Source organism: Actinomadura sp., from assembly GCF_044508335.1.
Classification (GTDB): domain Bacteria; phylum Actinomycetota; class Actinomycetes; order Streptosporangiales; family Streptosporangiaceae; genus Spirillospora.
In genome coordinates this window covers 1-12,313 of sequence record NZ_JBIQHY010000005.1, presented here as the reverse complement: position 1 = coordinate 12,313, position 12,313 = coordinate 1, and the positions used below count along the sequence as shown (strand labels likewise).

The 12,313-nt window shown below is 73.7% G+C and carries 11 protein-coding genes; 3 read left to right on the top strand and 8 right to left on the bottom strand.

Annotated elements, in window-relative coordinates; genetic code table 11:
• On the top strand, positions 1-1,343 hold a 1,343-nt coding region (locus ACIWVC_RS03320), incomplete at its 5' end, for an alpha/beta hydrolase (RefSeq protein WP_396449055.1).
• A 55-nt stretch (positions 1,344-1,398) separates the two neighbouring features.
• On the opposite strand, the gene ACIWVC_RS03315 is transcribed toward ACIWVC_RS03320, so the two are convergent.
• The 3 genes from ACIWVC_RS03315 to ACIWVC_RS03305 all read right to left on the bottom strand — a co-directional run bounded on the left by ACIWVC_RS03315 (position 1,399) and on the right by ACIWVC_RS03305 (position 4,892).
• A complete protein-coding gene (locus tag ACIWVC_RS03315; RefSeq protein WP_396449054.1) occupies positions 1,399-2,040 on the bottom strand; it encodes a hypothetical protein in 642 nt (213 codons plus the stop codon).
• 5 nt (positions 2,041-2,045) lie between these two features.
• The gene (locus tag ACIWVC_RS03310; protein WP_396449053.1) at positions 2,046-2,747 is read right to left on the bottom strand and encodes a hypothetical protein; all 702 of its coding nucleotides are present in this window, start codon (positions 2,745-2,747) and stop codon (positions 2,046-2,048) included.
• Positions 2,748-2,858: 111 nt separating this feature from the next.
• Positions 2,859-4,892 (bottom strand): DUF6077 domain-containing protein, encoded by a 2,034-nt coding sequence (locus ACIWVC_RS03305; RefSeq protein WP_396449052.1) that lies wholly within the window; start codon positions 4,890-4,892, stop codon positions 2,859-2,861.
• 245 nt (positions 4,893-5,137) lie between these two features.
• Here ACIWVC_RS03305 and ACIWVC_RS03300 point away from each other — a divergent pair, with 245 nt between their 5' ends.
• Positions 5,138-5,635 (top strand): hypothetical protein, encoded by a 498-nt coding sequence (locus ACIWVC_RS03300; RefSeq protein WP_396449051.1) that lies wholly within the window; start codon positions 5,138-5,140, stop codon positions 5,633-5,635.
• Between the two features lie 24 nt (positions 5,636-5,659).
• Here ACIWVC_RS03300 and ACIWVC_RS03295 read toward each other — a convergent pair whose 3' ends face one another.
• The 5 genes from ACIWVC_RS03295 to aceA form a co-directional block, all read right to left on the bottom strand.
• Positions 5,660-6,652, bottom strand: coding sequence for an ATP-binding cassette domain-containing protein (locus ACIWVC_RS03295; RefSeq protein WP_396449050.1), 993 nt, complete (start codon positions 6,650-6,652; stop codon positions 5,660-5,662).
• The gene (locus ACIWVC_RS03290) at positions 6,652-7,470 is read right to left on the bottom strand and encodes an ABC transporter permease (protein ID WP_396449049.1); all 819 of its coding nucleotides are present in this window, start codon (positions 7,468-7,470) and stop codon (positions 6,652-6,654) included. The genes ACIWVC_RS03295 and ACIWVC_RS03290 overlap by 1 nt, the downstream gene beginning before the upstream one ends.
• Positions 7,463-8,251, bottom strand: coding sequence for an ABC transporter permease (locus ACIWVC_RS03285; RefSeq protein WP_396449048.1), 789 nt, complete (start codon positions 8,249-8,251; stop codon positions 7,463-7,465). Before ACIWVC_RS03285 ends, ACIWVC_RS03290 begins: the two co-directional genes overlap by 8 nt.
• Positions 8,252-8,352: 101 nt before the next feature.
• Positions 8,353-9,876: a M1 family metallopeptidase gene (locus tag ACIWVC_RS03280; RefSeq protein WP_396449047.1), complete on the bottom strand. Its 1,524-nt coding sequence runs from the start codon at positions 9,874-9,876 to the stop codon at positions 8,353-8,355.
• 223 nt (positions 9,877-10,099) lie between these two features.
• Entirely contained in the window at positions 10,100-11,383 is a 1,284-nt protein-coding gene (aceA, locus tag ACIWVC_RS03275; RefSeq protein ID WP_396449046.1) for an isocitrate lyase, read from the bottom strand.
• Positions 11,384-11,532: 149 nt separating this feature from the next.
• Between aceA and ACIWVC_RS03270 the strand changes: the two genes are divergently transcribed.
• The coding region (locus ACIWVC_RS03270) for a helix-turn-helix domain-containing protein (RefSeq protein ID WP_396453777.1) at positions 11,533-12,313 on the top strand (781 nt) is incomplete at its 3' end.

Genomic DNA, 12,313 nt, shown 5'->3' with positions numbered 1-12,313 from the left:
CGCCTCACCCGTCCGCGCCCCACCCGTCCCCGCCCAGGCTGGCCGACCCCCACCCCTGCGCGGGCAAACCCGGGTTCACCTGCTCCTTCCTGACCGTCCCGCTCGACCACCGGCACCCCGGCAAGGGCAGCCTGAGGCTCCAGGTGGCCGCGTCCGACAACACCGGCGCACCCAAGGGGGTCCTGCTGTTCCTGACCGGCGGGCCCGGCCAGCCCGGGGTCCCGTTCATCGACGGCATCTCCGCGCGCATGCCGGAGCTCACCGGGAACTACCGGTTCGTGATGATCGACCAGCGCGGCACGGGCGAGTTCGGCGCGATCGACTGCCCGGAGCTGCAGGCCGAGGTCGGCAGCAGCGACATCGAGCCGCCCCCGCCCGAGGCGGTCGGCGAGTGCGCCGGCGTGCTCGGCGACCGGCGGCACTACTTCACCACCGAGCAGACCGTCGGCGACCTCGACCTGCTGCGGCGCGCGCTCGGCGTGCGGACCTGGACCGTGGACGGCGTCTCCTACGGCACCATGACGGGCGCGAGCTACGCCGTCCGGTACCCGCGGCACGTGAGCAGGCTCGTGCTCGACTCCGTGCTCCCGCACGTCGACCCGCAGCGCGACGACATGCTCTACCTCACCGGCCTGCGCGCCACCGCCCGCGTCCTGCGGGACGCCTGCGAGGCCGCACCCGCCTGCGGGTTCGACCCCGCGAAGGACCTCGCCTGGCTCGCCCGGCACCGCGAGGACGCCGTCCTCATCTGGGACATGCTGGTCACCTACGAGTTCATCGACCCGACCTACCGGGACGCCGGCTCGCTGCCGAACGGCTGGGGCGACGCGGTCGCGGCGATCCATGAGGCCCGCCACGGCGACCCCGCGCGGCTCGACCGGCTCCTGCAGATCCTGGACTCCGGCGGCGACGACGTCACCCGCTACAGCTCCGGGCTGCACATCGCGACCATCTGCGGCGACGGCCACTTCCCGTGGGGGACGTCCGAGACCCCGCCCGCCCGCCGGCCGGCCGCGCTGGAGCGGGTGCGCAGGCACCTGCCGGCCCGTGCCACCTGGCCGTTCACCGCCGACACCGCCGTGGGCAACGGGTTCATCCAGGAATGCCTGCGCTGGCCCTGGTCGCGGCACACCGCGGAGCCGCGCCGGACGACGCTCCCGATGCCGGTGCTGCTGCTGAACGGCGACCGCGACCTGTCCACGCCGCTCGAATGGGCGCGGGAAGAGCTCCGCCACGCGCCGCGCGGCAGGCTCGTCGTGGTCGGCGGCGCCTCGCACTCCATCCAGAACCGCGAGCGCGGCACGCAGGGCCGCGAGGCGGTGTACCGGTTCCTGAACGGCTGACGGCGGCCGCACGGCGACGCCCCCGCGGGTCCCGCGGGGGCGTCGCCGCGGCGGCTCACGCCGTGAAGACGCGGTCCAGGAGGTCCCGGTAGTCGCGCAGCGCCAGCCGGAGCCGCTCGGTGTCGGGACGCCCGCCGTCCTCCAGCGCCTCCGACAGCGTCCGCCGGTGCGCGGCGACCGCGCGGCCGAGCGCGTCGACGACGTCGGACGCGAGGTCGTCCGCGCGGCGGACCGCCTCGCCCGGGTCGTCCACGAACGAGGACTGGACCTCGCGCCAGCGCTCCCGGAAGCGCTCGGCCTCGGCCGGATCGAGCAGCGTCCGCGCGGTGCCGGTCCCGGCCGGAGCGGCGGGGGCCGCCTCCGGCAGCGGACCGGCCTCCGGCGCCGGACCGGCGTCCGGGGCCGTGCCGGCCGCCGGTGCCGCATGGGCCTCCGGCGCCAGGTCGGTCTCGGGCGCCCGATCGGTCTCCGGCGCCAGGTCGGTGTCAGGCGCCAGGTCGGTGTCAGGTGCCCGGTCGGTCTCAAGTGCCCGGTCGGTCTCGGGCGCCGGGTCCGCGGCGGGCATCGGGTCGGGGGCGGTGTCCGGGGCGGGCTCCGGCGCGTCCGCCGCCGGAGGCGCCGGCGCGGACCCGGCGACGTGCGCGTCCCCGGGCAGGCCGGGGCCGGGGGCCCGGTCGCCGAGTCGGCTGTGCTTCATGGGGGTCAGCTCCTCGGGGTCTCGTCGTCGCGGTGCCCGGCCGCCCGGCCGGTGGCCGTCGCGGCCGGCGGCGCCTGGCCGGCGCCCTCATCGGCCGGCTCGCCGGCGGTTTCGCGGGCGGGCTCGTCCGCGGCGTGCCGGCCGGCCCGCTCCCGGCCGTCCCGCTCCCGGCCGCCGGGCGCGGACAGCAGCTCCTCGAACAGGGCCCGGTAGTGCACCATGGCCTGCCGCAGGTCCTCGGTGGACGCCTCCTTGGAGGCGGCCCTCCTGCTGATCGCGTGCGCGCTCCGGTAGTGGTCCATCGTGCGGCCGTGCTCCACCGAGAGGTGGGCGACCTTCTCCTCGAACCCGTGCGTCGGGTAGCCGCGCTCGCCCATCACCACCGTGACGAGGCCGTCGGCCTGCTCGACGGCCGCCTCGGGGGTGTCGACGAAGCGCTCCTGCACCCGGACCCACTGCTCGTGGTACTGCTCGCGCCGGTGCGGGTCGAGTTCCCGCAGCTCCAGCTCCTCGTGGCGCCGCTCGCGGGAGCGCAGCTCGCGCTCGGCGGCGGTGCGCCCGCCCTCCTTCTCCAGGGTGCGGTCGTACTCGGGGCCGAACCGCCGCCTCAGCCGCGCCGTGCGGGACCTGGTCCAGGCCAGGTAGCCGACGGCGGCGAGCGCGGCGATGACGGCAATGGCGATCACGACCCATATCGCGGTCGACATCGTGTTCCTCCAACGTGCGCCGGATCGAATGAGACGGCGATGCCCGATCAATGGCGTTCAAAACGAACCACCACAAAACGCCCGCCGTTCGGCCCTTGGCGGAGGGGAGCGTCAATCGCCGGGCGGGAAGAGGCAAAGCAGGTGCCGGACCCGCCGGTCGCCGCCGTACCCCGCGTCCCGGAGGAGGGCCAGCCCGCGGGGGTCGTTGCGCCACGCGCACGCCACGTCCACCCCTACGCGCCCGAGCGCCGCCTTGACCGCCTCGGCGTCCGGTTTCGGCCCGTAGCGCCGGCGGACCGCCTCGGTGAGGACCTCCCGGTCGTCGATGACCTGCGACGGGACGGGCAGTATCTCCAGGTAGTGGCCGTTCGGGTTCACCGCCTGCGTCCGGACGGTCAGCAGCGGCACCACCCGCATGAAGCCGGTCGGCATCAGGACCATGGAGCCGGGCCCGGCGAGCCCGAGGACGTCCCGGGTGACGCCGACGGCGTAGGCGTTGACCTTCCACGACGGCCGCGACGCGACGATCGACCCGTTCTCGTTCGACCACACCGGCGTCCCGCCCACCACGATCGCGATGACCAGGGCCGCGGCGGGCGCGGCGGCGGCGGACGCCCGCACGGCGGCCCGGCGCCCGGGCACGGGGATGCGCACCGTCGCGAGCAGCCCGATCAGGACCGGCGCGGGGACGAGCCACATCGTCCGCCAGAGCACCTGCCCCGCGCCCGACGCGTCCGCGGCCGCCTCCAGGACGCCCGGCACGATCAGCGCGGTCAGCGCCGCCGCGACGCCCGCGGCGATCAGCGCGGGGACGCCGCGCCGGGCCGTCGCGGGCGCCAGCCACAGCGCGCAGCCGGCGAGGACGCCCAGCGCCGACTGCAGCAGCACCCACCGCCAGCTCCCGGGGGCGTCGTGGACGGTTCCCGTCACGCCGGTGTCCGCGTGGAACAGGGTGACCACGATGCCGGAGCCGACCGGATAGGCCAGCGCGACGCAGGCGCCGAGCGCGGTCCGGACGCGCCCGGCGGCGGCCAGCGCGAGGGCCGCCGCCCCCACGACCAGCGGCACGACGAAGGCGGCGGACGAGGTGAGCCCGACCGCGGCGATCCCGGCGGCGGCGAGCAGCGCGAAGTCCGTGCGCGACCGCCGCTCGGCCCACCGCGTCAGGTAGACGAACAGCAGCGGCACGAGCACCGACACCAGCATCGCCTTGCCCTGCCACATGCGCAGGAGGTGGAACGAGCCGAGCGACGCCGCGCTCGTCCCCGTCCACAGCAGGTACACCGAGGCGACCGCGAAGCACAGGACGGCGTTGCGGGGCGCCCAGGCCCGGGCCAGCCGCCAGACCGCCCAGACGGCCAGGAAGGCGACCAGCGGCAGCACGAGGTACCACACGAAGGACGCCGCGGGAATGCCGGACAGCCGGGCCACGGCCCCGGCGAGGACCTCGATCGAGGACACCGGCGGCTCGCCCGCGATCGGGTCGGCCGTGCCGGGGGTGAAGATGACGTCCTTCAGCGGGATCTCACCGGTCGCGGCCGTCGCCACCGAGCGGGAGACGAAGTAGGCGTCGTCGCCGTCGGAGTTCACGATGAACAGCGACGCGGTCGCGAAACCCGCGCCGGTCAGCAGGGCCAGCGGCGTGCCCCGGAGGGTCCGGTCCCGGCCTGGTCCAGGCTCCCGGGCGCCGGGCGGCTCCGCCCGGTACCGGCGCACGACCCAGGCGGCGGACGCGGCGGCGCTCACGATCCCCGGAGCCCACGCGCACCACCACGGGACGCCGGAGGAGTGCAGGCCCGCTCCCGTGCCCGCGGCGATGCCCGCCGCCACCGCGACCGCGGCCAGGGCGCGCGGCGGAGCCTTCGCCGGCCCGCGGCCCGTCCGGCCCGCGGGCCGGACGGGGGCGTCCCACCAGGCGCGCCGGGCGCCGTACAGCGCGCAGGCCGCGGTCCCGGCGAGCAGCCACACCACGACCAGCGCGGACGTCGGCGGCCGCATCAGCAGGCCGAGGTGGTACACCACCGTCCACACGGCGAACAGCACCGTGAGCCCGTCGGTGATGCCGTCGACCAGCCGCGCCGTCCGGGTATCGCCCGGCCGGTCCCAGCCGCCCGCGGTGGTGGTGCGGTCTAGAAGCTGGACCATCCGATCCCCCCTTTGCGCACGTGTGCGCCCTTAGCCGTCACATCTGCCGGCGGGGGGACCGGGGAGCAGCCGGGCAGACGTCCCTTAACGATCTTGCACTATATGTGTGACGCCGTACCCTTGGGCGAAGTTCACATGCATTGATCCCGATCTACTGCGCCATACCTGGTCCGCATGCTGTGATTGGGACGCTGTCGGAATCAGGCGCGCCCGCGGCGGGCGCGTTCGAATGGAAGTGATGCGCGGTGCGCCATGCGTTCGGCTTCGTCCTCGGCGTCCTGCTGACGCCGGCGCTGGTCTACGGCGCGGCCTGGGGTTATGTGCAGGCGGGCCAGTCCTTCGACGGCACCGGGCAGGAGATCACCGACCGCACCCGCATCTACGGCGCGTTCGCCCTGCTCGCCGCCGTGGGCCTGGTGATGGGCGTGATCATCCTCGCGCGGTGGGCGTCGCCGCTGGTCTCGCTGGTGCCGGCGCTGGCGCTGCTCGGCTTCTCCGCCTGGTTCCTGGTGGATCCCGGCCGGGTCCTCGACCTGCCCGGCAAGGTGCCGCCGGCGGGCGACATGGACTTCGGGCTGCGCATGCTGCTCGGCTCCGGCCTGTACGGGATGATGGGGCTCGCCCTGCTGATGCCGTCGTGGGCGCCGCGCCGCTGGAGCGGCAACCGCGACGACGACGGCGCCGACATGGACTTCTACGGCGGCATGGAGCCCGACCGGCACGCCGACCGGCGCATGCGCTGACGGCCGGGCGCCGGCGGCGCTCCGCTACGGCGCGACCGGGCGGCCCCCGCGCCGGTACGCGTGCTCGCCGCGGTAGAGCCCGGCGAGCACCTCCTCGATCCCGGCCTCGCGCAGCGCGATGTCGCGGATCTCGTGGTCGCGCGTCAGCGCGGCGACGACGGCCGCCGCGTTCGCCGAGCGCGGCAGCCGCAGCCACTGCCGCGGCCCCTCCACCCGCTCGGCCTCGATCCCGTCCAGCCGTATCGGCGGGCCCGGCCGGGCCAGCTCGACGACCAGCAGGCGGTCGGCCGCCACCGTGCGGCGCAGCGCGTCCAGCCCGCCGTCGTAGGCGAGCCGCCCGTGGTCGATGATCATGACCCGGCGGCAGAGCCGCTCGATGTCGCCGAGGTCGTGCGTGGTCAGCAGGATCGTGGTGCCGCGCTCGGCGTTGACGCGCTCCAGGAAGTCGCGGACGGTCGCCTTGCTCACCACGTCCAGGCCGATCGTCGGCTCGTCCAGGACGAGCAGCTCCGGGTCGTGCAGCAGCGCGGCCGCGAGGTCGCCGCGCATCCGCTGGCCGAGGCTGAGCTGCCGGACCGGGGTGTCCAGGAACGGCTCCAGCTCCAGCAGCGCGGTCAGCTCCGCGAGCCGCGCCCGGTGCGCCGCGGCCTCCACCCGGTACAGCCGCCGGACGAGGGCCAGGCTGTCGCGCAGCGGCAGGTCCCACCACAGGGTCGTGCGCTGGCCGAACACCACCCCGAGGCGGCGCGCGAGCGTGGTGCGCCGCCGCGACGGGTCCAGCCCGCACACCCGCAGCGTGCCGGACGACGCGGTGAGGATGCCGGTCAGCATCTTGATCGTCGTGGACTTCCCCGCCCCGTTCGGGCCGAGGTACCCGACGAACTCGCCCGGCTCGACGGTGAACGACACGCCGTCCACGGCGCGCACGGTCGTGCGGGTCCGCCGCAGGCCGCCCGAGCGCGCCCGGACGGTGAACGACTTGGCGACGTCCGCGGCCTCGATCATCGGCACCGGCATCAGCTCCCCGTCGATCGGTAGTGCCGCAGGCCCGCCCGCCACGCGACCGCGCCCAGCGCGCACACCAGCGCGGCGACGGCCGGGGAGGCGAACCGCGCGGCCGCCGGCAGCCCCAGCGGATCGGGACGGTCCAGGACGTACAGCGCGGGCTGCCAGTTCACGAACGCCAGCGGCACGACGAACGTCACCCCGCGCACGAAGTCGCGGGCGAACACCGTCATCGGGTACTGGGTGAGGAACGCGCCGCCGTAGGTCACCGACTTGCTCGCGCCGTGGCTGTCGACCAGCACGAACTGCACCGCGCCGGTCAGCACCCACAGGCCGCCGAAGATCGCCGTCCCGGACAGCACCATGACCGGGACCATCGCGACCCGGCCCGGCGTCCAGGCCACGCCCGCCTCCGCCAGCGCGTACGCCAGGACGAGCACGGCGGGGACGAGCTTGCCGAACCGCCGGGGCGAGAAGTCCTCCGTCGCGATCTGCACGAGCGGGCTCACCGGCCGCACCAGCATCGCGTCCAGCGTCCCCTGGCGCACGTGGTACCCGAGCCGCTCGGTGGTGCCGAGCGCGATGTCGGAGATCCCGAACGCCAGCGCGGACGTCCCGTACAGGAACAGGACCTCGGGCGCGGCGAACCCGGCGATGCGCGGGGCGTGCGCGAACAGGAGCAGGATCGCGGCGACGTCCAGCCCCGTGACGATCGCCGTCGCCAGCGCGAGCAGGACCATCGACACCGGGTACTGCGCCGCCGCGCGGACCCACGTCCACACCAGCAGCCCGTACGCCCGGACCGCGCCGGCCGCGGCGCCGTCAGCCACCGTGCACCACCAGCTTCCGCCTGGCGGCCCGGGTGAGCAGCGCGCCCGCCCCGAGCAGCGCCGCCGCCCACGCCGCCTGGAACGCCAGCGCGCCGATGATCCCGGCGCCGGTGCGCCGGCCGAGGAACACGTCGGCCGGCACCTGGATCTGCGCGGCCCACGGCAGCGCCCGCGCGACGTCGCCGAGCACGCCGGGGAAGACGACCAGCGGCAGGATCATCCCCGAGAAGAACAGCGACATCACGAGCGCGACGGCCTGCAGGCCCCGGTCGTCGTGCAGCCAGAACATGCCGAGCGCGACCAGGTACCGCGTCCCGAAGCTCACCGTCACGGCGAGGACCATCGCGGCCGCGAACGCGGCGAGGTTCGCCGGGGCGGGGACCCGGAACGGGAAGACCAGGGCCCCGGCGAGCAGCGGCGGCCCGGCGCGCAGCAGCAGGGAGCCGGCCGCGCGGCCGAGGTCGTCGGCCAGCCACCAGCCCTGCAGCCCCGCCGGGCGGTGCAGGTCGATCGCCACGTCGCCGTTGCGGATCCGCTCGGTGAGGTCCATCCCGCCGAAGATCTGCACCGGCCCGATCAGCGCCTGCGTGATGAAGCAGAAGGTGACGGCGTCGGCGGCGTCGTACCCGCCGAGGGACGGCCGGACCGACCACAGCGCGAGCAGCACGTAGGCGCGCATGAAGCCGAAGACGGTGTTGGTCAGCGACTCGGTCAGCGAGCCGAGCGGATACGCGGTGTGCCGGCGGAAGCCGTACCACCACACCCACGGAAGGACGCCCACTTGCCGGAAGACTAGAGATCGGCAGGGTCTCCCACCAGGTAATCCGACACAGAACGGGACCCCGGCGGAACTCGCCGGGGCCCCGTCCTCACCGGTGCGGGCTAGGGCAGCGGAGGCTTGATGGGGGAGTAGAGCCAGTCGTTGAAGAACCCGCTCAGATCCTGGCCGGCGATCTGCTGCGCCAGCGTCGTGAACTGCCGGGTGTTGCCGTTGCGGTACTTGTGCCGCGCGTACCACGTCCGCAGCAGGGTGAAGAACCTGTCGTCGCCGATCTTCTCCCGGAGGAACTGCAGCATCATGCCGCCGCCGCTGTAGACGCGGTCGTTGAACATGGTGTCGCGCTGCGGGTCGGCCGTCAGCACCGACCAGTAGGGGCGCCCTTCCCGGTCGGGGAACGGGCGGGCGGCGTAGGTGGCGCGGGCCGCGTCGTGCACCGTCCTGCCGCCGTGCACCTCGGTGTAGTACCAGGCCGCCCAGGTCGCGAAGCTCTCGTTCAGCCAGACGTCCTTCCAGCGCTCCGGCGACACCGCGTCGCCGAACCACTGGTGCGCCAGCTCGTGCGCGATGGTGCCGGTGTTGCGGACGGCCGAGTACACCGGCTTGCTCTGCGTCTCCAGCGAGAAGCCGAGCGGCTGCCCGTTGTAGCGCGCGTCGTCGGCGATCGCGCCGGTGGTGCTGAAGGGGTACCGCCCGAACGTCTTCGACCAGAGGTCGGTGACCTCGCCGGTGGTGCCGAAGAAGAAGTCCACCGCGTCCGGCTGGCCGGCGAGCAGCGCCGGGTCGACGGCCGTGTAGTTGGGGACGCCGCCGGGCGTGCGGCCCTGCCTCACGTCCCATTTGCCGATGTCGATCGTGGTGAGGTAGCTCGCCATCGGGCTGTCCTCGCGCCACTTGAAGACCTCGGCGCGGGTCCGCGCGGCGCGGCGGCTGAACGAGGCGGTGGCGGTGCGGTGCGCGGTGAGGCGCCCGTTGGCGACGACCGACAGGCCCGCCGGGACCGTGATGGTGTAGTCGTAGGTCGCCTTGTCGCTCGGATGGTCGTTGACGGGGAACCAGGTGCGGGCGCCGTTCGGCTCGCCGCCGACGAACGCGCCGTCCGGGGTGTGCAGGAACCCGTACGGGGAGCCGAACACGATCGGGGAGCCGACGATGGTCTGCGGCACGCCGCCGTACTTGACGACCGCCCGGAAGACCGAGCCCTTGCGGAGGCCGTGCCGCGGCGTGATGATCAGCTCCTGGCCCTGCCGCTTGTAGGCGGCCCGGTGCCGGTTCACCCAGACCTTCTCCACGTCCATGCCGGACAGGTCCAGGTCGAACCGCGACAGGTTCTGCGTGGCCCGCGCGGTGATGGTCACGGTGCCGTCGAGCTGGTCGTAGTCGGGGTCGTAGCCGAGGTCCAGCGAGTAGTGCCGGACGTCGTAGCCGCCGTTGCCCTCCAGCGGGAAGTAGGGGTCGCCGACTCCGGGGGCGCCGGGGGTGAAGCGCCCGTGGTGGCCGTGGCCGTGACCGTGGCCGTCGGCGGAGGCGGCGGGCGCGAACGCGACGACGCTCACGGCGGCGACGGCGATCGGGGCCATCCGGCCGGGGATCGCCCGGGACCGGGTGGACCGGGGGTGGCGCGCCATCAGGGATCCTCTCTGCGAGTGATCAACTAGCGCGCTCACGATGCGCCGATTATCGGCCGCTGTCGAGGGCGGTAGCCGCATGTGGCCGGGACGGGAGGGTCCGGCGGGGGCCGCGGGAGGGGCGGGACGGGACCGTTCCGGGACGCCGGAAGGCCCCCGCGGGTGTAGGAGCGCGGGGGCCTTCGGGGTCCGAGGGGGGATCAGACCGGAAGAGCGGTGAGGATCAGTGGAACTGGCCCTCTTCCGTGGAGCCCTTCAGGGCCGTGGTGGACGAGTCCGGGTTGATCGCGGTGCTGACCATGTCGAAGTAGCCGGTGCCGGCCTCGCGCTGGTGCTTGACCGCGGTGAAGCCCTTCTCGGCCGCCGCGAACTCGCGCTCCTGCAGCTCGACGTAGGCGGTCATGCCGTCGCTGGCGTAGCCGTGCGCGAGGTCGAACATGCTGTAGTTCAGCGCGTGGAACCCGGCCAGCGTGATGAACTGGAACTTGAAGCCCATGTGGCCGAGTTCGCGCTGGAACTTGGCGATGGTCGCGTCGTCCAGGTGCGCCTTCCAGTTGAAGGACGGCGAGCAGTTGTAGGCCAGCATCTGGTCCGGGTACTCGGCCTTGACGGCCTCGGCGAACTTGCGGGCCTGCTCCAGGTCCGGGGTGCCGGTCTCCATCCAGATGAGGTCGGAGTACGGCGCGTACGCCTTGGCGCGGGCGATGCAGGGCTCGATGCCGTTGCGGACCCGGTAGAAGCCCTCGGCGGTGCGCTCGCCGGTGATGAACTCGCGGTCGCGCTCGTCCACGTCCGTCGTGATCAGGGTCGCGGCCTCGGCGTCGGTCCGCGCGATGATCAGGGACGGCACATTGGAGATGTCCGCGGCGAGGCGGGCGGTGTTGAGGGTCTTGATGTGCTGCGAGGTCGGGATGAGGACCTTGCCGCCGAGGTGGCCGCACTTCTTCTCGGAGGCCAGCTGGTCCTCCCAGTGCACGCCCGCGGCGCCCGCCGCGATCATGCCCTTCATCAGCTCGAAGGCGTTCAGCACGCCGCCGAAGCCGGCCTCGGCGTCGGCCACGATCGGGGCGAGGAAGTGCGTGTCGCCCTCACCCTCGGCCCACTGCACCTGGTCGGCGCGCAGCAGCGCGTTGTTGATGCGGCGGACGACGGCCGGGACCGAGTTCGCCGGGTAGATGCTCTGGTCCGGGTAGGTCTGGCCCGCCAGGTTCGCGTCGGCCGCGACCTGCCAGCCGGACAGGTAGATGGCCTTGAGGCCGGCCTTCACCTGCTGGACGGCCTGGAGCCCGGTCAGCGCGCCGAGGGCGTGGACGTAGTCCTCCTCGTGCAGGAGCTTCCACAGGCGCTCGGCGCCGAGGCGCGCGAGGGTGTGCTCCTCCTGGACCGAACCGCGGATCCGCACGACGTCCTCGGCCGTGTAGGTCCGCTCGATGCCCTTCCAGCGGGGATCGGTCTCCCACTGTCGCTGCAGCTCCTCGGCTGCGCCCTTGAGGCGACTGTCACTCATGATGTAGCCCTTCCGTGTCGTCCCCTGGGTGCTTGCAACGACTATGCCCCGGCCGCAACCCCTAAATGAACTCGTAAGTAACGAAAGAACTGCGAAATTTCCGCTACTATGAAGCCGTGACGACCTTGCGACAAGAAGAACCCCTCAACTTGACGAGTGACGTAGATCTCGTCACCTTCGGCCAGCGGCTCCGGCACCTGCGGCGCGCGCGGGGGCTGACGCTGTCGGAGCTCGGCGAGCGCGTCGGCCGCGCCCCGTCCCAGCTCTCCCTCCTGGAGAACGGCCGGCGCGAGCCCAAGCTGTCGCTGCTGCAGGCCCTCGCCGGCGCGCTGGAGTGCCCGGTGGAGGAGCTGCTGCGCCGCCAGCCGCCGAGCCGCCGCGCGCAGCTGGAGATCCAGCTGGAGGAGGCGCAGCGAGACCCGCTGTACCGGTCGCTCGGGCTGTCGCACCTCAAGGTCGGCAAGCGGATGCCGAACGAGGTCATCGAGCACATCCTCGCGCTCTACGGGGAGCTGAAGCGCAGCCGCACCAAGCCGACCGCGAGCCCCGAGGAGGCGCGCAAGGCCAACGCCGAGCTGCGCCGCCAGATGCACGAGCGCGGCAACCACTTCCCGGAGATCGAGCGCGTCGCGTCCCAGACCCTCGACGCGGTCGGCTACCGGCGCGGCGCGGTGTCGCAGGGGCTGCTGATGACGCTGGTCGGCCACTTCGGCTTCAGCCTGCAGTACGTCCAGGACCTGCCGCGCTCCGTCCGGTCCGTCACCGACCTGCGCAACCGGCGCATCTACCTGGAGCGCGAGCAGCTCGGCATGCACACGCCGCGGACGATCCTGCTGCAGACGCTCGGGCACATCGCGCTCGACCACGACCAGCCGCGCGACTTCGCCGACTTCCTGCGCCAGCGCGTCGAGGCCAACTACTTCGGCGCGG

Excerpts from the sequence above, each read along its gene's own strand:
- ACIWVC_RS03315 (WP_396449054.1), bottom strand. The coding sequence starts at position 2,040 with ATGAAGCACAGCCGACTCGGCGACCGGGCCCCCGGCCCCGGCCTGCCC.
- ACIWVC_RS03310 (WP_396449053.1), bottom strand. The coding sequence starts at position 2,747 with ATGTCGACCGCGATATGGGTCGTGATCGCCATTGCCGTCATCGCCGCG.
- ACIWVC_RS03305 (WP_396449052.1), bottom strand. The coding sequence starts at position 4,892 with ATGGTCCAGCTTCTAGACCGCACCACCACCGCGGGCGGCTGGGACCGG.
- ACIWVC_RS03295 (WP_396449050.1), bottom strand. The coding sequence starts at position 6,652 with ATGCCGGTGCCGATGATCGAGGCCGCGGACGTCGCCAAGTCGTTCACC.
- ACIWVC_RS03280 (WP_396449047.1), bottom strand. The coding sequence starts at position 9,876 with ATGGCGCGCCACCCCCGGTCCACCCGGTCCCGGGCGATCCCCGGCCGG.
- aceA (WP_396449046.1), bottom strand. The coding sequence starts at position 11,383 with ATGAGTGACAGTCGCCTCAAGGGCGCAGCCGAGGAGCTGCAGCGACAG.